This is a genomic window from Sphingomonas sp. GW821-FHT09E03 (assembly GCF_059416225.1).
Window position 1 is genome coordinate 224,294 of sequence record NZ_JBWKOS010000001.1, and the last position, 20,504, is coordinate 244,797.

Genomic DNA, 20,504 nt, shown 5'->3' on the forward strand with positions numbered 1-20,504 from the left:
CGATATCGGCGGGAGACGGCACTACCATGACACGCACACGGCTGAGCGAGCGACGGGCAGGCGGTGCCGCGAGCCGGTGGCGCGGGGGGCTCGCGGCGGCGGCGCTGGTAGTATCGATCGCGACGGGCAGCCTCGCCTCGGCCGAGGACACGGTGGACGTTGACTGGCAACGGGTCGCGACCGGCGCGGACCGCGCGCGGCTACGCGACTGGCGCGATGCCTGGGTGGCCGCGCTCGGGATCGAGCGCGCCGCTGGTCACGCCGCGGTGCTTGCCGCCGACCCCCTGTTCGATCCCGATCGCAGCATCGAAGGCGTCGCGCTGCCGCCCGCTACGTACCGCTGCCGCACCATCAAGCTCGGCCGCCACCACGATGCCAGCCGGCCGCTCGTCCCGGGCCGGTGGAACCCATGCACGATCGCGCCGGAAGAGGGCGTGCTCACCCTTCGCACCGGCGGCACCCAGCGGCTGGTCGGCCATCTGTTCGACCGCACCGACGCCCGCGAGGTGTTCCTTGGCACGCTGGTGCTCGGCGACGAACCGCGCGCAATGGTCTATGGGCGCGACAGCAAGCGCGACGTCGCCGGTGTTGTCGAGCGCATCGACGAGCATCGCTGGCGATTGGTGATCCCGTACCCGGCATTCGAATCGATGCTGGACCTGGTCGAGATCGCACCGGCGGGCTGATCAGTTCCTGCGTGAGATCTGCCCCGCGTCTGTCGCACCTATTCCGACATGCCGGGCGTGCGCCGGAGTTCACCGCGCCACCATGGATTTTGCTGCGGAAGAAGCGCGCGCCGAACCCAGTCGCGCATGACGCACCAACTTAGTGAGCCGTCGCCGTCACCACGGCAGGCGCCGCCGATGCTGCCGCCGCTAGGGGCGGCAGCGACGCCAGATAATCGCTGCCGTGCCGCCTCACTGGCGTGACGATCCCCCCATTGGCCGCCTCCACTGCCTGCAGGTACGAGCGCGGCTTCTTCATCAGCCCCGGTTGGTCCAGCCCCGTCAGCCCCGCGATCCGCGCCGCTTCCTTGACGAAGTGGATGCAATTGCGGTTGGTCAGATTGTAATGGCCGTCGCCGGTCTTGTCGTCCCAGGCCGCGATCAGCGCCAGCACCTGGCTGTATTGCGCATCGCTCAGCATCACCGAGAATTGCGCGTCGCTGCCGTTGATATAGCCCGGCTTGGCGATGTCGAGCCGCCCGCCCACCGTGCCCATCAGCAGCTTGGGGGTGATCGCCTTGGCGGTGAAGCCGTAATTGGCGTCCACCGGTGGCCCGCCGGCATCGGGTACGCCGCGCAGGGTGAAGAAGGCGTGGGGAAAGCTGTTGCCGAGTTCATGGCTCCAGAAGGTGATCGTCACCGCCGCGAACGCCGGCACCGCGCCGAGCAGCGCGGAGAGCGTCAGCAGCAGGCCGAGCAGCGGCCGAAGAAGCGAGCGGTGCATGGCTCGCGAGTGTATCCATCGCGTGACGATCGGCAACCACCTGTTTCAGGGGGCGACGCCGCTGAACACCGCCGCATTCTCGCGCTTTTCCGGGCGGATGTAGATCGAGCTCAGCATCGGCACCGCCTCGCGTAGCCGGTCCTCCAGTTCCTCGATCATGGTTTCGCCTTCACCCATCGTCACCGAATCGACGAAATCGGCGCTGACCGCGGCGAAGATCGAATCGGGCGCGGTGTGGATGGTGCGGACGTGGTTGACCGAGGAGATTGCCGGATGCGCCTCGATGATCGCGCGCACGGTTGCCACCACCCGCGGGTCGGCGCGCTCGCCGATCAGCAGCCCCTTGGATTCGCGCGCCAGCAGCCCTGCCACCGCGGCGAGGATGATGCCGATCAGGATTGAGGCGACGCCGTCGATCCGCGGGTCGTTCAGCGCATGGCTGGCGAACACGCCGGCCGCGGCGATCGCGAGGCCGGCGAGCGCTGCCGAATCCTCGAACAACACGATGAAGCCAGCCGGATCCTTCGAGCGACGGATCGCGCTCCACCAGGCGGTATCGCCCTTCTTGGCCGCGAACTCGCGCATCGCCAGGAACCAGGACGATACCTCGAGCAGCGCCGAGACGCCGAGCACGATGTAATTGATCAGCGGGTTGCTGAGCGGTTCTGGCTCGATGATGTGGCGATAGCCCTCGTAGATCGACACGCCCGCCCCGACTGCGAAGATCAGGATTGCGACCACGAACGCCCAGAAATACAGCTCGCGACCATAGCCGAACGGGTGGGCGGTGTCGGCGGGGCGCTTGGCCTTGTGCTGGCCGTAGAGCAGCAGCAGCTGGTTGCCGCTGTCGACGCACGAATGCACGCCTTCGGTGAGCATTGACGACGAACCCGTGATCGCCGCGGCGATGAACTTGGCCACGCCGATGCCAAGGTTGGCGGCGAGCGCGCCGTAGAGAACTAGATTCTCGCGGATCCGCGCGGTGAAACCGTGGGTCATGCCTTCTCCCTGTTGCGCTCGGCTATGACCCGGAAACGCCCGGCGCGAAAGAAGGGCACGTGATTGACACGCGGTGGCGGAGGAATGCCCGCCGGTGTATGTCACCGACGGGCACCTTTCCTCCCCAGGAAAATCCGTGGGTCGGCGCTAGCGGTAAATGCCGATACGGGGCAGGGGCGGCAGCTCGGCGGCGTGGTGATGCTGTGCACGCTGACTGCACCTCATCGGTCATGTTGTAACTATTTGACAGGCTTGCCTGGCTGACTGATCACCGCGGTCAGGAGAAGGACATGGCGGAACGTAAACTGTTCGCCGGGCATGCGGTGCGCAGGCTGCGACGGCAGGCCGGGCTGACCCAGGCAGCGATGGCCGAGGCGCTGGCGATCTCGCCGAGCTACCTCAATCTGGTCGAGCGCAACCAGCGGCCGTTGTCGGCGACGCTGCTGGTCAGGCTCGCCGAATCGTACGACTTCGATCCGCGGGCGTTGAGCGCGGGCGAGCCCGGCGGCGGCGAGGCGGCGATCCGCCGGCGGCTGGCCGATCCGCTGTTCACCGATCTCGAGGTCGATCGCACCGAAATCGGCGAATGGCTCGCCGGCGCGCCCGGTGGCGCCGAGGCTTTCGCGCGGGTCTATGACCGGTTGGTCGCGGGCGGCGGCAGCGGCGCTGACCAGGGCAGCGACCCTGTGGCCGAGGTGCGCCGCGAGATCGAACGCTGGCGCGGCTACTTCCCCGATCTCGATGGCGCGGCCGAGGCGCTGGCGGACGAGCTGCGGCTTGGCGCCGGCGATCTCTATGGCGCGATCGCCGAGCGGTTGCGGGTCAAGCACCAGCTGACCATCCGCATCCTGCCGGTCGACGTTATGCCCGATCTGCTCCGTCGGCTCGATCTCCACGCGCGCCAGTTGCAGCTCAGCGAAACGCTCGATTCGGCGTCGCGTACCTTTGCCGCCGCCTATCAGCTCGCGCAGATCGAGGCGCGCGGCGAGGTCGACGGTCTCGCCACCGGAGCGGGCTTTGCCGATCGCTCGGCCGAGAAGCTGTTCCGCCGCCATCTCGCCAGCTATTTCGCCGCCGCGGTGATGATGCCCTACGCGCGCTTCCTGCGCGCCTGCGAGAGCACCGGCTACGATCTCGAGTTGCTTCAGCGTCGCTTCGGCGCCGGGTTCGAGCAGGTCGCGCATCGGCTGACGACGCTGCAGCGGGTCGGCGCGCGCGGGCTGCCCTTCTTTCTCGTCCGGGTCGATCGCGCCGGGCAGTCGTCAAAGCGGTTCTCGGGAGCAAGCGGGTCGCCGCTTGCCGAGGCCGAGGGGCGCTGCCCGTTATGGCGGCTCCACCATGCCTTCGATCGGCCCGGCAGCCTGGCGATCCAGCTGGTCGAGCTGGAGGATGGCGGCCGCTGGCTCACCGTCGCGCGCACCGTGACGCCGCAGCGCCGCCGCTATGGCGGGGTGCCGGCCGAGTTCACAGTTGGGCTCGGAGTGGCTGCCCACCTCGGCGGTACGCTGGCGATCGCGCGCGGCGTGGACCTGCGCGGCGACGCCACCCCGATCGGCCTCGGCTGTCGTGCCTGCCTCAGGGTCAACTGCCCCCAGCGCTCGTCACCTCCCGCTGGCCGCGCGCTGTCGATCGACGAGCGCGAGCGCGGCGTCTCGGGCTTCAGCTTCGTCGGCGACTGAGTCGCGACGTTTACATCGACACCAATGGATCGAGCCACCTGCCGCGCCGGTCAGGCGCCCGCGGTGGTGAGCCGCTCGAGCTGGTCCTGGCTCAGTTCGAGCGTCATCGCCGGGAGCAGATCCTCGAGCTGCTCGACGCGGGTGGCGCTGGCGATCGGCGCAGTGACGCCGGGCTGGGCGATCAGCCAGGCGAGCGCGATCTGCGCGAGGGTGGCGCCGGTCTCCTCGGCAACGCCGTCCATCGCCGCGAGCACCGCCTTGCCCTTGCCCTCGAGCAGCTCGGTCATGCGGCCGCCGCGAACGCTCTTCTTGAGGTCGTCGGCCGAGCGGTACTTGCCGGTGAGGAAGCCCGAAGCGAGGCCGTAATAAGGCAGCACGCCGATGTTCTCGGTGACACAATAGTCCTGCAGCTCGCCTTCAAACTTGTGGCGGCTGACGAGGTTATACTCGGGCTGGAGCACGTGGTAGCGCGGCAGGCCGGTGGCCTTGGCGGCATCGACCGCCAACTTCAGACGGGCGGCATGGAAGTTCGAGGCGCCGATCACACGGACCTTGCCGGCCTCGACCAGCCTGGCGAACGCCTCGGCCACCGCGTCCTGGGGCACGCCGTCGTCGTCCTGATGGGCGTAATAGAGGTCGATGCGATCGGTGCCGAGGCGCTTGAGGGACGCGTCCGCGGCGGCGGCGATGCGGGCAGGCGCGAGCTTCTCGCCGCCTTCGCCCGGGAGCATGCCGACCTTGGTGGCGATCAGCACCTTGTCGCGCTTGCCGCTCGCCTTGAGCCAGGCGCCGATCATGCTCTCGGACTCGCCGCCCTGGTGTCCGTCGACCCACGCCGAATAGACATCGGCGGTGTCGATCATGGTGCCGCCACCGGCGACGAAGGCGTCGAGCACGGCGAAGCTGGCGTCACGATCGGCGGTCCAGCCGAACACATTGCCGCCGAGCACGAGCGGCGCGATCTGGAGGTCGGTGGCGCCGAGGCGGCGCTTGGCAATGGTCATGGCTGATCCTGGTCGTTGGCGGTGGCGGCGTTGAGGTCGACGCTGTTGGCGTCGAGCATCGCGGCGGCATCGTTGAGCTGGGCGGCTTCGTCGGCGGAGACGGCACCGGGCTGGTCGTCGTGGTGGCGTGAGCAGGCGGCGAGCGCCAGCGCGGCGGCGACGAGCATCGGGGCGCGCCGGGCCATCATCAGTGGCGGATGGCGTTGCCGGCGCGGACCAGGGCGTTGCCGGTGGCATCGCCGGCGCGGTCGGCGGCATTGGCGATGTCGTCGCCGGCGCGATCGGCGTGGTCGCTCAGCCGGTCGCCGGCATGGTCGGCGCTGTTGCTGAGGCGGTCGCCGGCATTGTCCATCGAGCGCTCGGCCGAGCCGAAGGCGTCATCGGTGGCGGCACCGACATCGCCGACCGCGTTCTGAAGGGTCGCATTGGCGTCACCGGCGACCGCGTCGGCAGCGTTGGCGGTCTGGTCCTGAGTGTTCTGGCTGCAGGCGCCGAGCAGCAGCGCCGGCGCGGCGAGGATCATGAGGCGCTTCATGTGGATACTCCCTAATCTGTCTAACATCACGCATATGCAACGCGAGGCAAGCCCCCAAGGCTCCCGCGTTGACCTCATATAAAGATATCTTTATATCTCTAAGCCGCTAAGCTGGACACGCCGATGACGCTCGCCCTCGATATCTTCCGCGCCCTGGCCGATGCCACGCGACTGCGCATCTTCTCGCTGCTGCGCTCGATGGAGCTGTCGGTGGGCGAGCTCGCGCAGGTGCTCGGCCAGAGCCAGCCGCGGGTGAGCCGGCACGTCAAGATTCTGTGCGATGCGGGCCTGGCCGAGCGGCGCAAGGAAGGCAGCTGGGTATTCGTGGCGCTGGGCAAGCAGGCAGCGACCGCACCGGTGGCCGCGGCGCTCGATCAATGGCATGCGGCGCAGCCCGACCATTGGGCGGTGGCCGATGCGGCACGGCTCGCGGCGGTGCGCGCCGATCGCGCGGCAAGCGCGGCGAGCTGGTTCGAGGGCCATGCCGACGAGTGGGACGCGATCCGCTCGCTCCATGTCGCCGAGGAGCAGGTGGAGCACGCGATGGCCGCGGTGCTTGGAGAGGGGCCGATCGGCCAGCTGATCGACATCGGCACCGGCACGGGGCGGATGCTCGAGCTGTTCGGCGACCAGGCGGAGACCGCGCTCGGCATCGATCGCTCGTCGGAGATGCTGCGGCTGGCGCGTGCCAAGCTGCACGATCGCGTCAATACCGAGCTGCGCCAGGCGGATCTCTATGCGCTGCCGATGGACGATGGTGCGGCCGACGTTGCGATCCTCCACCACGTGCTCCATTTCGCGCAGCAGCCGGGCGCCGCGATCGCCGAGGCGGCACGGGTGCTGGGGCCGGGCGGGCGGCTGCTGATCGCCGACTTCGCGCCGCATGATCGCGAGGAATTGCGCGCCAAGGATGCGCATACCCGGCTTGGCTTCGCCGACGAGCAGATCGCGGCCTGGTTCGCCAATGCCGGGCTGCAGCTGGCACGGACCGAGACATTGAAGGGTGGGGAATTGACGGTGACTTTGTGGCTGGGCGCCAAGCCCGGTGCGCGCTTGCGTGAGGTGAAGGCGGCATGACGACGATCTCGGTGAACCAGCTCGAGGAGGCGCAGATCGCGCTGAAGGCGCCGCTCTATGCGGATGTCGCGGGCGACCTCGACGTCAGCTTCGAATTCTTCCCGCCCAAGAACGAGAAGATGGAAGAGCAATTGTGGGGCGCGGTGCGCACGCTGGAGCCGCTCGGGCCGAGCTTCGTCTCGGTGACCTATGGCGCCGGCGGCTCGACCCGCGAGCGGACCCACCAGACGGTGGCACGAATCCAGCGCGAGACCAGCCTTGCCGCCGCCGCGCACCTCACCTGCGTGGAAGCGACCCGCGACGAGATCGACCAAGTCGCCGAGGAATATTGGGCCGCCGGCGTCCGCCACATCGTCGCGCTGCGCGGCGATCCGCCCGCGGCGGGCGCGAAGTTCGTCAGCCATCCCGGCGGCTATGACAATGCCGCGGCGCTGGTGGCGGGGCTGAAGCGGCTGCACCCGTTCGAGGTGTCGGTGGCGGCCTATCCCGAATGCCATCCGGATTCGCCCGACGACCGTTCCGACATCGACAATCTCAAGGCCAAGCTCGATGCCGGCGCGACCCGCGCGATTACGCAGTTCTTCCACGAGCCCGAGACCTTCTTCCGCTATCGCGACAAGCTCGCCGCAGCGGGGATCGATGCCGAGATCGTCCCCGGGATCATGCCGGTGACCAATTTCGCCAGCGTGGTGCGGATGAGCAACATGTGCGGGACCAAGGTGCCTGCGTGGATGGCGCGCTTGTTCGAGGGGCTGGACGACCATCCCGCTGCGCGCCAGCTGATCGCCGCGACGCTCGCCGCCGAACTCAGCCGCAAGCTCTATGCGGGCGGGGTGAAGTCGCTGCACTTCTACACGCTCAACCGCGCCGAGCTGGCGTTCGCGATCTGCCATCTGCTGGGCGTGCGCTCCAAGCCGGTGGCGAACGTGGCGGCGGCGTGAGCCAGGGGGCATCCCAGCGAACGCCGGGATCTCGTGGTGGCGCGCGGGCGCTTGCGGCTTGAGACCCCAGCTTTCGCTGGGGTGACGGAATGAGGCTGCTTCGGCAGCTCAAATCCCGGTATTGGCCGGGAGACGGAGTGGGTTTGATGACCGTACGCGATACCTTCCTGGCCGAGGCGGCCAAGCGCATCCTGATCACCGACGGCGCGTTCGGGACCGAGATCCAGAACTGGAAGCTCTCGGAAGAGGATTATGCCGGCACCCTGGGCCTCGGCCATGACCAGAAGGGCAACAACGACATCCTCGCGCTGACCAAGCCGGCGGTGCCGGAATCGATCCACCGCGCCTATTTCGAGGCCGGGGCGGACATCGCCGAGACCAACACCTTCTCCGCCAACCGGATCAGCCAGGCCGATTATGGCGCCGAGCATCTGGTGCGCGAGATCAACGTCGAGAGCGCCAAGCTCGCCCGGCGAATCGCCGACGAGTTCCAGGCCAAGGATGGCCGGCCGCGGTTCGTCGCCGGCGCGCTGGGGCCGACCAACAAGACCTTATCGCTGTCGCCCGACGTCAACGATCCGGGCTATCGCGAGATCGACTTCGATTACCTGAAGGGCGTGTACCGCGAGCAGATCGACGCGCTGGTCGAAGGCGGCGTCGACTTCATCCTGATCGAGACGGTGTTCGATACGCTGAACGCCAAGGCCGGGATCATGGCGGCGCTGGACGCGGCGCATGATCTGGGCCGTGACCTGCCGATCATGATGTCGATGACGCTGACCGACCTGTCCGGGCGCAATCTGTCCGGCCATACCGTGGAGGCGTTCTGGCATGCGGTGCGCCATGCGCGGCCGGTGACGATCGGGCTCAACTGCTCGTTCGGCGCGGAGCAGTTGCGGCCGCACGTGAAGACGCTGGCGGAGATCTGCGACACGTTGATCATGGTCTATCCCAATGCCGGGCTGCCGAACGAGCTCGGCGCCTATGACGAGGCGCCGGTGACGACCGCGGGACTCGTCGGCGAATGGGCCGAGGCGGGGCAGGTCAACGTGCTCGGCGGCTGCTGCGGATCGACCCCAGCGCATATCAAGGCGATCGCCGACGGGGTCGCCGGGGTGGCGCCGCGGGCGGTGCCCCAGGCGCCGGTGCGGACGCGGCTGGCGGGGCTGGAGCCGTTTACGATGGCGGCGTGATCTCAGATCCTCCCCCGGAGGGGGAGGGGGACCAGCGACGCTGGTGGAGGGGTAGTCTCCGCGAGCACAAGCCTTGGTATTTGCGGCGACTACCCCTCCACCGCCTTCGGCGGTCCCCCTTCCCCCTCCGGGGGAGGATCTAAAGAAGAAAAAGATGACCAACCTTTCCACCAGCTTCGTCAACATCGGCGAGCGCACCAATGTCACCGGCTCGGCGCGGTTCAAGAAGCTGGTGATGGCGGGGGATTATCCCGCCGCCGTCGCGGTGGCGCTGCAGCAGGTGGAGGCCGGCGCGCAGGTGCTCGACGTCAATATGGACGAGGGCCTGCTCGACGCGCACGAGGCGATGACCACCTTCCTCAAGCTGATCCAGGCCGAGCCCGACATCGCGCGGATCCCGGTGATGGTCGACAGTTCGAAGTGGGACGTGATCGAGGCGGGGCTGAAGTGCGTCTCCGGCAAGCCGATCGTCAATTCGATCAGCATGAAGGAGGGCGAGGAATCGTTCCTTTATTACGCCCGCAAATGCATGGCCTATGGCGCCGCAGTGGTGGTGATGGCGTTCGACGAGGTCGGCCAGGCCGACACCAAGGAACGCAAGGTCGAGATCTGCTCGCGCGCCTACGATCTGCTCGTCGGCATCGGCTTTCCGCCCGAGGACATCATCTTCGATCCCAACGTGTTCGCGGTGGCGACGGGGATCGAGGAACATAACAATTACGGCGTCGACTTCATCGAGGCATGCCGCGAGATCAAGGCGCGCTGCCCGCACGTCCACATCTCGGGCGGGCTGTCGAACCTCAGCTTCTCGTTCCGCGGCAACGAGCCGGTGCGCAAGGCGATGCACTCGGTGTTCCTCTACCATGCGATCCCCGCGGGGATGGACATGGCGATCGTCAATGCCGGCCAGCTCGACGTCTACGATCAGATCGAGCCCGAGCTGCGCGTCGCGGTGGAGGACGTCATCCTCAACCGCGATCCCGAGGCAGGCGACCGGCTGGTCGCGCTCGCCGAGAAGTTCCGCGGCACCGACGCGGTCGCCGAGAAGGCGGCGGCGGAATGGCGCTCGCTGCCGGTGACGAAGCGGCTGGAATATGCGCTGGTGAAGGGTATCGACGCGCATGTCGTCGACGATACCGAGGAATGCCGCCAGCAGTTCGCGCGGCCGATCGAGGTGATCGAGGGCCCGCTGATGGACGGGATGAACGTGGTCGGCGACCTGTTCGGCTCGGGCAAGATGTTCCTGCCGCAGGTGGTGAAGAGCGCGCGGGTGATGAAGAAGGCGGTGGCGCACCTGCTGCCGTTCATCGAGGCCGCCAAGGAGCCCGGTGCCAAGGGCAAGGGCAAGATCGTGATGGCGACCGTCAAGGGCGACGTCCACGACATCGGCAAGAACATCGTCGGCGTGGTGCTGCAGTGCAACGGCTTCGACGTGGTCGATCTCGGCGTGATGGTGCCCTGGACCAGGATCATCGAGGCGGCGAACGACAGCGACGCCGACATGATCGGGCTGTCGGGCCTGATCACGCCGAGCCTCGACGAGATGGTGACCGTCGCCGAGGAGATGAAGCGCGCGGGCATGACCATGCCGCTGCTGATCGGCGGCGCGACCACCTCCAAGGTGCATACTGCACTGCGCATCTCACCTGCCTATGATGGCCCGATCGTCCATGTGCTCGATGCCTCGCGCGCGGTCGGGGTCGCGACGACGCTGGTCAGCGATACCCAGCGCGACGGCTATGTCGCGGGGATCGCCGCGGATTATGAGGCGGTGCGGGTGGCGCGCGCCAATAAGGGACAGAACGACCTGTTGCCGATCGCCACCGCGCGCGAACGCGGCTTTGCCGCGGACATGATGCTGAAGGCACCGGCACCGGTGCAGCCGGGCACCCATGTGTTCGACGACTGGAGCCTCGAGGACCTGCGCCACTACATCGACTGGACGCCGTTCTTCCGCGCCTGGGAATTGGCGGGTAACTTCCCGGCGATCCTCGACGACGAGATAGTCGGCGAGAGCGCGCGCGGGCTGTACCAGGATGCGCAGGCGATGCTCGACACGATCATCGCGGAGAAGTGGCTGACGGCGCGCGGCGTCGCGTCGCTGTGGCCGTGCCGGCGCGACGGCGACGACGTGGTACTCGACGAGGGCGTGCGGCTGCCGTTCCTCCGCCAGCAGATCGCCAAGCGCGAGAGCCGCGCCAACATGTGCCTCGCCGATTTCGTCGATCCCGCCGGCGACTGGATCGGCGGCTTCGCGGTCGGCATCCACGGCATCGACGCGCATATCGCGCGGTTCAAGGCAGGGCATGACGATTACAACGACATCCTGCTCAAAGCGCTCGCCGACCGGCTGGCCGAGGCGTTCGCCGAGCGGCTGCACGCGCACGTCCGCACCGACCTGTGGGGCTATGCGCATGGCGAGCAGCTCACCAACGAGGCGATGATCCGCGAGAAGTATCGCGGCATCCGCCCGGCGCCGGGCTATCCGGCCTGCCCCGAGCACAGCCTCAAGCGGCAGCTGTTCGACCTGCTCGGCGCCGAGGACAAGGTGGCGATCACGCTCACCGACAGCTTCGCGATGCTGCCGACCGCGGCGGTATCCGGCTTCTATTTCGGCCATGCGCAGGCGGAATATTTCGGCGTGGCGCGGATCGGGGCGGACCAGGTGGCGGATTACGCCGCGCGGCGCGGCGTCGACGTCGCGCAGGCGGAGCGGTGGCTGCGGCCGAACCTGGACTGATCGCTTCCTCGCCATCGTCGGTGCTGCGGCCAATGACGCCGCCGCAGCCGACGTTGGCTGGTTCAGTGTGGGACAGATGCGGGTCGAGCTAACCGCTCGCGACCGCGCGGCGCTGCATTAACCGCGAATCTGCATGGCGCGCCGCGCGAAGTTTGCGGATGCTCGCGGGCATGACCAAAGCCCTTCTTGCGCTCGCCCTTGTCGCTGCCCCTGCGCTCGCGCAGACCCATGCGCCCTTCACCATCGCCGAGACCGGCCAGGGATTCGACCAGCTCCAGGCGGCGGTGGATTCGGTGCGGATGGGGACGGCGACGATCCTGATCGCGCCGGGCACCTATCGCCAGTGCGCGATCCAGGCCGGCGGGCACATCACCTTCCAGGCGGTGACGCCGGGCACCGCGATCTTCGAGCGCGAGGCGTGCGAGGGCAAGGCCGGGCTGGTGCTGCGCGGGCAGGGCTCGCGCGTCGATGGGCTGGTGTTCCGCGGCTACAAGGTGGCCGACGGCAACGGCGCCGGGATCCGCACCGAGATGGGCGACCTCACCGTCAGCAATTCGATGTTCCTCGACAGCCAGGAGGGGATCCTCGGCGGCGAGCCGGTCGGGCAGAAGATCAGCATCGATCGGTCGACCTTCTCAGGCCTTGGCCAGTGCGACCAGACGCCCGATTGCGCGCATGCCATCTATCTCGCCAATCGCGGCAGCGTCACCGTCACCAACTCGCGGTTCGAGCGCGGCACCGGCGGCCATTACGTCAAGCTGCGCAGCCCCCACGTGTCGATCACCGACAACAGCTTCGACGACACCCAGGGCAGCAAGACCAACTATATGATCGACCTGCCCGAGGGCGCGACCGGGCTGATCGCGCGCAACACCTTCGTCCAGGGCCGCGGCAAGGAGAATCATTCGGGGCTGATCGTGATCGGCGCCGAGCATCGCACCTATGCCGCCACCGGCTTGCGGATCGAGGGCAATGACGCGCGGCTGGCGCCGGGCGCGCCGACCAACCCCGCGTTCGTCGCCGATTTCACTGGCGATCGGCTCGCGATCGGCGCCAATACGCTGGGCGCGGGGATCAGGCCATTCGAGACACGGTGACGCTCATTTCTCCGCCGGCGGCAGCGCGAGCTTGAGCGGCGCGCGCGGGGTCGGCCGCGCGGCGGGGGTGGGTTGCGGCGTCGGCGTGTCGGTGGGCGCGCGGGCGTAGACGCGCTGCTCGACCGCGGCGAGGCGCTGCTCGAGCAGCTGCGTGTCGATCGCCTGCTTGCCGTCGCGCAGCTCGGAGACCTCGGCCGACAGGTCGTTGACCTGCTTCTGCAGCGCGGTGATCCGCGCATTGTCGATGATCCCGGCATCCACCGCGCGCTCGCCGGCGATCGCCTTGGCGGCCTCGTCATGAGCCGCGGGGGCAGGGGCCGGGCGAGGGTCGCAGCCGGCGAGGAGGAGCAGCAGGAGGAGGTAGCGGGCAGTCATGGCACCGCTGTAGCGGGCGCGGCCGGCGGCACAATCCGTCGGCTGCGCCCGCACGATCAGTTGGCGCAGGTGCTCGCCGCGCCTGGGTCGAGATCGAGGCAGCGGCCGTCGAGGCCGCTGACGGGAAGGTTGATCGTTGCCGCGAGCGTCGGCGCGATGTCTACCGTCTCGACCGACAGCGGTTGCTCGAACCCGGTCATGCCGCGGCGCCAGAACAGGATCGGCACGCGGCGGTCATAGTCCCAGGGGCTGCCGTGGGTGGCGACATTGCCCTTCGCGCCCTCGGGGATGGCGGTGATCCGCGGGCGCAGGAAGACGATGAGGTCGCCCGAATGATCGGGGTTGAACGAGGCGCGGGCGCGCTCGATCAGCGTCCAAGTTTCGGGCGGGCCCGACGGCATCGGCGTCGCCGCGATCGCCTCGCGGGTGAAGACGGCGGCGACTTGCGGGTTGGCGGTGTAGATCCGGGTCGCGGCGGCGATCACCGCGGCGTGCTGCTTGGCGGTGATCGCGGGATCGATCCAGACATCGCCGTTGCCGCCGTCGCCCCACAGCAACTGGCCGGAAAGGCCGAGCTGCCCCGCGACCGCTTTGCCGACGGTGGCGGCGGCGAGCGCGCGATCGACGCGGGCGGCCATCGGCACGCCATGCTCGCGCTCGCGCTCTGGGGTGTCGTTGCCGCCGTGGTCGGCGGTCAGCACCACCTCGTAATCGACCCCGGTGGCATCGAGCGCGTCGAACATGCCGCCCAATGTCTCGTCGAGGTTGGCGAGCTGGAGACACATTTCCAGCCCCTCGGTGCCATAGCCGTGGCCGACGTAATCGGTAGCGGACAGGCCGATGTCGATGATGTCGGTCGTCGGGCCCTTGCCGAGCTTCATGTCCTGGACCAGCGCGATGCCAAGCGCGCCGATGCTGGCGTCGAACGCCGGCGAGGCGCGGAAGCCGTGCTCGTCGCCCGCCGCGCGGGCGAAGCGGCCGGTGCCGACGCTGCGGCCATTGGCGAGCACCGCGCGATCGGCGGCGCGGCAGAAGCCGGGCACGTCCAGCGCCGCCTGCGGTCGCGCGACCAGCGCCTGGACCGCAGCGTTGGTGCGCTTCACCGCCGGCGGGGCGACACGGCCGGCGTAGCTGACGAACGCGCCATTCTCATACCACCACAGTTCGTCAACCTTGTGCCCGCCCATCATCACCGCGGCGCGATCCTTGCCGGCGACCGAGACGACGCGGGTCGCCGGGTTGGCGTTCTTCATCCGCTCGCCGAGCGTCGGCACCTTCAGATGTTTGTCGGAGACGGTGTAATGCTCTGACGTGCTGCCGGGGACGCTCTCGTCCTCGGCGCAATAGACGGTCTTGTCGGCGCGCGGCGTCTTGAGGTCGACCCAGTTGTTGGCGATGATCCCGGTGTGGGCGGGGCGCATGCCGGTGAGGATGGTGGAATGACCGGGGCAGGTCTCGGTCGCGGCATGGCTCTGATAGCCCGCCGGGAACACCGCGCCGTTCAGCAGCCGGGCAAAGCCGCCGGTGAAGCGGTTGCGATATTGCTGGAACAGATCGGCCGAGAATTGATCCACCGAAATCGCGACGATCAGCTTGGGCGGGGTCCGCGGCGCGGGAGTGGCGGCGGCCGGCGCGGGAGCCGGGGCATCCTGCGCGGCGATCGGCGCCGCGGCGGCTGAAGCGAGCAGAACGGCGGCGATCAACGTTTTCATGGACTTCCCTGGGGTGCAATGACGGGGCGTCGCGGCTATGCTCCGCGGCGATGACGTTCGCAATGCGCGCGCTGTATGGCGCTCTGATGACATTCTCGCTCGCCCTGGTGGCGGTGATGACCGGGGTGCCGCCCGCCGCGGCCGAGGCGTTCGGGCCGATGGGCACGCCGCACCTGGCAATGCGGCTGGTGGCGGAGAGCGATCATCCGCGTGCCGGGCAGACGGTGATGCTGGCGATCGACACCCGGCCCGAGCCGGGCTGGCACGGCTATTGGCGCAACCCGGGCGATGCCGGCTTCCCCGCCAAGCTCGACTGGACCCTCCCCAAGCGCGCCACTGCCAGCGCGCCGCAATGGCCGGTGCCGACGACGCTGCTGATCGCCGGGCTGATGAACTATGTCTACGAGCGGCCCTATGCGCCGCTGGTGACACTCACCGTGCCGGCGGATCTCGCCGCGGGCACCGCGCTGCCGGTCAAGCTGCACATCAGCTATCTGGTCTGCACCAGCTCGCTGTGCGTACCCGAGGACCAGACCCTGTCGCTCGCCCTGACGGTAGGCGACGGCGCGGTCACCGCCGGTCCGGCGTTCGACGGCTGGCGCGCGGCGATCCCCAAGCCGCTCGACGCCGCCGCCACCTATCAGGCCAAGGATGGCGCGGTGACGCTGGCGGTGCCGCTGCCCGCCTCGGCCAGCGTCAAGGACGCCTATTTCTTCGCGGTCACCGAGCATGCGCTCGACTATGCCGCGCCGCAGACCGTGACTCGCGACGGCGACCGGCTGATCATCGCGACCAAGGGCAAGCCCGCTGGCGCGATCGAGGGCGTGCTGCGGATCGGGCCGACGCTGGGGCTCACCGTCCGCGCAACGCCGGGCGCGACGGCTGCATCCGGCAGCACGGCGTCGACCGGCAACGGCTGGGCCTGGTCGGCGCTGGTGGCGTTTGCCGGTGCGCTGCTCGGCGGGCTGATCCTCAACGTCATGCCCTGCGTGTTCCCGATCCTCAGCCTCAAGGCGCTGAGCCTGGCGCGCGCCAATGCCGGGCCGCGCGAGGCCCGGGGCGAGGCGCTCGCCTATACCGGCGGCGTGGTGATGGTTTGCCTGGGCCTCGGCGTCGTGATCCTGGCGCTGCGCGCCGGCGGCTCGAGCGCGGGCTGGGCGTTCCAGCTGCAGGACAGCCGATCGATCGTCGTGCTGCTGCTGCTCAGCGTCGCCATCGCGTTCAACCTTGCCGGCCTGTTCGAGGTGCCGATGCCGCGCTTCGCGGGGCGTGGCGGCACCGGCGGCGCGTTCATGACCGGCGCGCTCGCGGCGTTCGTGGCGACGCCCTGCTCGGGGCCGTTCATGGGCGCGGCGCTCGGCGCGGCGCTGGTGCTGCCGTGGCCGGCGGCGATGGCGGTGTTCGCCGGGCTCGGGATCGGGCTGGCGCTGCCGTTTCTGCTGATCGGCTTCGTGCCGGCGCTGCGCGCGCGGCTGCCGCGACCCGGCGCCTGGATGGAGCGGCTGCGGCGGATCCTCAGCGTGCCGATGTGGCTGACCGCGCTGGCGCTATTCTGGGTGCTCGGCCGGCAGGCCGGCGTCGACGGGGTGATCTTCGCGCTCCTCCTCGCGATGATCCTCGGCCTGCTGCTGTGGGTCGCGGGTGGCCGCCAGCATCGCGGCCTCAGCTTCGGGCTGGTGCCGGTGATCGGGATCGTGCTGGTGATCGCGGCCGGGGTGACGACACGGCTGCGGCCGGTCGCGGCCGGCCCGGCGGCATCGGCGGTCGCCGGCGCGGACGCGGCGTTCAGCGAGGCCAAGCTCGATGCGCTGCGCAAGCAGGGGCGGCCGGTGTTCGCCTATTTCACCGCCGATTGGTGTCTGACCTGCAAGGTCAACGAGAAGGCGGCGATCGAGACCGAAGGGGTGCGTTCGGCGTTCGCGGCGAAGAAGGTCGCGGTGCTGGTGGGCGACTGGACCAATGGCGATCCGGTGCTCGGCCGCTTTATCCAGGCGCACAACCGCGCGGGGGTGCCATTGTATCTCTATTATCGCCCCGGCGCGGCCGAGCCCGAGGTGCTGCCGCAGGTGCTGACGCCGGGGATGCTGGAGAAGCTGGGCGGGTGAGCGGTGTGTCGGTGCCCAGCGCATTGTCACCCTGGCGCAGGCTGGGGTCTTTTGCGGCTTGTCCTGCCTGCCTCGAGGGGATCCCAGCTTTCGCTGGGATGACGATCTGGGGCTGGGCGCAGCTGCGCGGGGCTGGGCCCATCGGGGGATGATGGCGGTGCCGGCGCCGATATCCGCCTAATGTGCCATTAACGCACCAAGCCGCTGTTGCCGTGCACCATTTCAGCGCTTGTGCGCCCCGATGAACCCGCGCAGCATGGAACCAGGGGCAGCTGGAGGACTTTACGGCTTCTATGGGGAACAGACCGGCTTTCGATGAGATCATGGGCATGACCGGCGAACAGCCGCCTCGGCCCCCGCTTGCAGCCCTTGGCCGGTGGCTGGAGGAAACGCCGGATCACGACCTGCGACGCCGCCAGGAGACGGCGGAGACCACCTTCCGCCAGCTCGGCATCACCTTTGCCGTCTATGGCGATGACGAGGCGAGCGAGCGGATCATCCCGTTCGACATCGTGCCGCGGGTGTTCCTCGCCGACGAATGGGCGCGCCTGTCCGAAGGGCTGGTCCAGCGGGTGGAGGCGATCAACGCCTTCCTCGACGACATCTATGGCGAGCGCCGGATCCTCAAGGAAGGCGTGCTGCCGGCCGATCTGATCCTCGGCAACCCGCAGTTCCGCCCCGAGATCGCCGGCATGCGCCCGCCGCACGGCATCTGGGCGCATATCTGCGGGATCGACCTGGTCCGCACCGGGCCCGACGAATTCTACGTGCTCGAGGACAATGCCCGCACGCCGTCCGGCGTCAGCTACATGCTCGAAAACCGCGAGGCGATGGTGCGGCTGTGCCCCGAGCTGTTCCGCGAATATCGCGTCGAGCCGGTCGACAGCTATCCCGACCGGCTGCTGGCGACGATGCGCTCGGTGGCGCCGCGCGGCACCGGCGCCAATCCGGTATGCGTGGTGCTGACCCCCGGCCATTACAATTCGGCCTATTACGAGCACAGCTTCCTCGCCGATTCGATGGGGATCGAACTGGTCGAGGCGGCGGATCTGGTGGTCGACGACGACCAGGTGTGGATGCGCACCATTGCCGGCCGGGTGAAGGTGGACGTGATCTATCGCCGGGTGGACGACGACTATCTCGATCCGCTGGTGTTCCGTGCCGATTCGATGCTCGGCGTGCCGGGGCTGATCGCCGCTTATGCCGCGGGCAATGTCGCGATCCTCAACGCGCCCGGCAACGGCATCGCCGACGACAAGGCGATCTACAGCTACATGCCCGAGATCGTCCGCTTCTATTCGGGCGGCGAGGCCAAGCTGCCCAACGTCGAGACCTGGCGGTGCCGCGAACCGCAGGCGCTGAAGTACGTGCTCGACAACCTCGGCGACGTGGTCGTCAAGCTGGTCGATGGGTCGGGCGGCTATGGCATGCTGGTGGGGCCGACCGCGTCGAAACAGGAGATCGAGGATTTCCGCGCCGCGCTGATCGCCGAGCCGCATCGCTACATCGCTCAGCCGACGCTGGCGCTGTCGACGGTGCCGACGCTCGCGGACAGCGGCCTCAGCCCGCGCCATGTCGACTTCCGCCCGTTCGTGCTGACCGGCTCCAACGGCGTCCAGGTGGTGCCGGGCGGGCTGACCCGCGTCGCGCTCAAGGAAGGCTCGCTGGTGGTCAATTCCAGCCAGGGCGGCGGCACCAAGGACAGCTTCGTGCTGATGGCCGATGGCCCCGGGCAGAGCCAGTCGCTGGGCGGGATGACGCAGTCCCAGGGCGCCGGCGGGCAGATACAGGGCGCCGGCGGGCAGATACAGCGCTCCGGCGGGCAGGCGCAGGGCATTCACGCATGATGCTGTCGCGCACGGCGTCGTCGCTGTACTGGCTTGGCCGCTACATTGAACGCGCGGATTTCATCGCCCGGCTGATCGAGGCGACGGTGCGGCTCGACGTGATGTCGTCGCGCCCGGCGGGCGAGGTCGCCTGGTCGTCGGCGCTGGCGGTCACCGAAACCGAGGATGCGTTCGCGGCGAGTGGCGGGGCGATGACCCAGGCCGACGTGGTCCGCTTCCTCACCTATGACACCAGCCACCCCGGATCGGTGGCGCGCTGCCTCGATCGGGCGCGCGACAATGCCCGCGCGGTGCGCACGGCGCTGAGCCGCGAGGCATGGACCGCGATCAACCGCGCCTGGCTGCTGTTCGAAAAGCGCACCAGCGTCGGCGATACCGCCAAGGCGCTGGGGTTGGTGGAAGCGGTGAAGAACGAGACGCGCGGCTTCGAGGGTGCGGTCCACCAGATGCTGCGCAACCAGTCGCACTGGTTCATCCGCCTCGGCCAGGCGGTGGAGCGCGCCGATAACACCGCGCGGCTGGTCGACGTCAAATACCACATCCTGCTGCCGGCGGGCGAAGTGGTGGGGGGCGTGGTCGATCGCGATCAATGGACCACGATCCTGCAGACGGTGTCCGCGGTGACCGCCTATCGCTGGCTCTATTCGGACGGACTCACCCCCGCCAACGTCATCGACCTGCTGATCGCCAGCCCCGAGCTGCCGCGCAGCCTGGTCGCCTCGGCGGAGACCGCGGTCGACATCCTCGGGCTGCTGGCCGAGCGCACCGGCAGCCATGGCGAGGCGGACCGGATGGCGCGGATGCGTGCGGCGCGGCTGGCGCGGACCCGGACGGGCGAGGTGATTGCCGGCGGGCTGCATCAATATCTCCAGTCGTTCATCGACGAGAACAGCCGGTTGCACGAGGCGATCGGCCGCCAGTTCAGGTTCGGCTGATGCGGCTGTCGATCGATCATCGCACCGTCTACCGGTTCAGCGCGCCGCAGGTACGGATCGTCCAGATGCTGCGGATGACGCCGGAGAACAGCCACGACCAAACGGTGGCGCGGTGGCGGATCGACGTCGATTGTGACGCGATCATGCGCCGCGGCCGCGACGGTTTCGGCAATGCGGTGACGATGCTCTATTGCGACGGGCCGGTGACCAGCCTGGAGATCGCGGTACGCGGCGAGGTGCTGACCAGCCATTCCGACGGCGTGGTGCGCGGTGTCGCCGAGGTGTTGCCGCCGGCGCTGTTCCTGCGCGCGACGCCGGCGACGACCCCCGATGAGGGGATCGCGACGTTCGCGCGCGAGCTTCACGACGACCGCACGATCGCGTCGCTGCACCGCATCAAGCAGGCGCTGCACGAGCGCTTCGGCCGCGATTGCCGGCGGCCTGAGGCGGGGCTGAGCGCGGGCGAGGCGTTCGGCCGCGAGGCGGTGACGTCGCGCGACCTTGCCCATATCTTCGCGGTGGCGGCGCGCAGCATCGGCGTGCCGGCGCGCTACGTGTCGGGCTACAGCCTGGTCGACGGCAGCCATCGGCCGACCCCGCACGGCTGGGCCGAGGCGCATGTCGATGGGCTCGGCTGGATAGGCTTCGATCCGTGGACGGCGCGCTCGCCCGAGGAGGAATATGTCCGGGTCGCCGCGGCGCTCGACGCGACCGGCGCGGCGCCGGTGGCGGGATCGCGGCTGGGCGAGGGCGAGGAGGAGCTCGACGTCGACGTCAGCGTGTCGCAGGCGCAGTGACGCGTCACTGACGGCCCGA

18 protein-coding genes are annotated in these 20,504 nt (G+C 68.9%); 11 read left to right on the top strand and 7 right to left on the bottom strand.

All coding sequences use genetic code 11. The annotated features are described in order from the left end of the window. Window positions 1–26 precede the first annotated feature (26 nt). Window positions 27–686 (top strand): DUF4893 domain-containing protein, encoded by a 660-nt coding sequence (locus AC07M8_RS01185; RefSeq protein WP_495172637.1) that lies wholly within the window; start codon window positions 27–29, stop codon window positions 684–686. 139 nt (window positions 687–825) lie between these two features. On the opposite strand, the gene AC07M8_RS01190 is transcribed toward AC07M8_RS01185, so the two are convergent. Then, window positions 826–1,449 carry a hypothetical protein gene (locus AC07M8_RS01190; protein ID WP_495172638.1) on the bottom strand — a complete coding sequence of 208 codons (624 nt, stop codon included), beginning with the start codon at window positions 1,447–1,449 and terminating at the stop codon, window positions 826–828. A gap of 45 nt (window positions 1,450–1,494) precedes the next feature. Then, window positions 1,495–2,448 (bottom strand): cation diffusion facilitator family transporter, encoded by a 954-nt coding sequence (locus tag AC07M8_RS01195; protein ID WP_495172639.1) that lies wholly within the window; start codon window positions 2,446–2,448, stop codon window positions 1,495–1,497. A gap of 290 nt (window positions 2,449–2,738) precedes the next feature. On the opposite strand from AC07M8_RS01195, the gene AC07M8_RS01200 reads away from it, so the two are divergent. Further along, on the top strand, window positions 2,739–4,127 hold the full coding sequence (locus AC07M8_RS01200; RefSeq protein WP_495172640.1) for a helix-turn-helix domain-containing protein: 1,389 nt from the start codon (window positions 2,739–2,741) through the stop codon (window positions 4,125–4,127). A gap of 50 nt (window positions 4,128–4,177) precedes the next feature. Here AC07M8_RS01200 and AC07M8_RS01205 read toward each other — a convergent pair whose 3' ends face one another. From AC07M8_RS01205 to AC07M8_RS01215, 3 genes are read right to left on the bottom strand one after another with little or no spacing between them, the layout of a single operon-like run. Then, window positions 4,178–5,131 carry an aldo/keto reductase gene (locus tag AC07M8_RS01205; protein ID WP_495172641.1) on the bottom strand — a complete coding sequence of 318 codons (954 nt, stop codon included), beginning with the start codon at window positions 5,129–5,131 and terminating at the stop codon, window positions 4,178–4,180. After that, the gene (locus AC07M8_RS01210; RefSeq protein ID WP_495172642.1) at window positions 5,128–5,319 is read right to left on the bottom strand and encodes a hypothetical protein; all 192 of its coding nucleotides are present in this window, start codon (window positions 5,317–5,319) and stop codon (window positions 5,128–5,130) included. Before AC07M8_RS01210 ends, AC07M8_RS01205 begins: the two co-directional genes overlap by 4 nt. Continuing rightward, on the bottom strand, window positions 5,319–5,666 hold the full coding sequence (locus AC07M8_RS01215) for a hypothetical protein (RefSeq protein WP_495172643.1): 348 nt from the start codon (window positions 5,664–5,666) through the stop codon (window positions 5,319–5,321). Before AC07M8_RS01215 ends, AC07M8_RS01210 begins: the two co-directional genes overlap by 1 nt. 123 nt (window positions 5,667–5,789) lie before the next feature. On the opposite strand from AC07M8_RS01215, the gene AC07M8_RS01220 reads away from it, so the two are divergent. The 5 genes from AC07M8_RS01220 to AC07M8_RS01240 all read left to right on the top strand — a co-directional run bounded on the left by AC07M8_RS01220 (window position 5,790) and on the right by AC07M8_RS01240 (window position 12,714). Further along, entirely contained in the window at window positions 5,790–6,743 is a 954-nt protein-coding gene (locus AC07M8_RS01220; RefSeq protein ID WP_495172644.1) for an ArsR/SmtB family transcription factor, read from the top strand. Then, the gene (metF, locus tag AC07M8_RS01225) at window positions 6,740–7,684 is read left to right on the top strand and encodes a methylenetetrahydrofolate reductase [NAD(P)H] (protein WP_495172645.1); all 945 of its coding nucleotides are present in this window, start codon (window positions 6,740–6,742) and stop codon (window positions 7,682–7,684) included. The genes AC07M8_RS01220 and metF overlap by 4 nt, the downstream gene beginning before the upstream one ends. 146 nt (window positions 7,685–7,830) lie before the next feature. Beyond that, window positions 7,831–8,877, top strand: a complete 1,047-nt coding sequence (locus tag AC07M8_RS01230; RefSeq protein ID WP_495172646.1) for a homocysteine S-methyltransferase family protein — start codon at window positions 7,831–7,833, stop codon at window positions 8,875–8,877. Window positions 8,878–9,031: 154 nt separating this feature from the next. Then, complete coding sequence (gene metH, locus AC07M8_RS01235; RefSeq protein ID WP_495172647.1) at window positions 9,032–11,617, top strand: methionine synthase; 2,586 nt, start codon at window positions 9,032–9,034, stop codon at window positions 11,615–11,617. A gap of 170 nt (window positions 11,618–11,787) precedes the next feature. Further along, complete coding sequence (locus tag AC07M8_RS01240) at window positions 11,788–12,714, top strand: right-handed parallel beta-helix repeat-containing protein (protein WP_495172648.1); 927 nt, start codon at window positions 11,788–11,790, stop codon at window positions 12,712–12,714. Window positions 12,715–12,717: 3 nt separating this feature from the next. Here AC07M8_RS01240 and AC07M8_RS01245 read toward each other — a convergent pair whose 3' ends face one another. Together AC07M8_RS01245 and AC07M8_RS01250 are read right to left on the bottom strand one after the other, a co-directional pair. After that, window positions 12,718–13,089 (bottom strand): hypothetical protein, encoded by a 372-nt coding sequence (locus AC07M8_RS01245; RefSeq protein ID WP_495172649.1) that lies wholly within the window; start codon window positions 13,087–13,089, stop codon window positions 12,718–12,720. A gap of 56 nt (window positions 13,090–13,145) precedes the next feature. Then, window positions 13,146–14,801: an alkaline phosphatase family protein gene (locus AC07M8_RS01250; protein ID WP_495172650.1), complete on the bottom strand. Its 1,656-nt coding sequence runs from the start codon at window positions 14,799–14,801 to the stop codon at window positions 13,146–13,148. A gap of 86 nt (window positions 14,802–14,887) precedes the next feature. On the opposite strand from AC07M8_RS01250, the gene AC07M8_RS01255 reads away from it, so the two are divergent. From AC07M8_RS01255 to AC07M8_RS01270, 4 genes are all read left to right on the top strand, one after another. Then, window positions 14,888–16,906: a protein-disulfide reductase DsbD family protein gene (locus AC07M8_RS01255; RefSeq protein WP_495172651.1), complete on the top strand. Its 2,019-nt coding sequence runs from the start codon at window positions 14,888–14,890 to the stop codon at window positions 16,904–16,906. A 293-nt stretch (window positions 16,907–17,199) separates the two neighbouring features. Further along, entirely contained in the window at window positions 17,200–18,753 is a 1,554-nt protein-coding gene (locus AC07M8_RS01260) for a circularly permuted type 2 ATP-grasp protein (protein ID WP_495172652.1), read from the top strand. After that, complete coding sequence (locus AC07M8_RS01265) at window positions 18,753–19,688, top strand: alpha-E domain-containing protein (protein WP_495173122.1); 936 nt, start codon at window positions 18,753–18,755, stop codon at window positions 19,686–19,688. Before AC07M8_RS01260 ends, AC07M8_RS01265 begins: the two co-directional genes overlap by 1 nt. Further along, a complete protein-coding gene (locus AC07M8_RS01270; protein ID WP_495172653.1) occupies window positions 19,688–20,485 on the top strand; it encodes a transglutaminase family protein in 798 nt (265 codons plus the stop codon). The genes AC07M8_RS01265 and AC07M8_RS01270 overlap by 1 nt, the downstream gene beginning before the upstream one ends. Window positions 20,486–20,504: the final 19 nt, after the last annotated feature.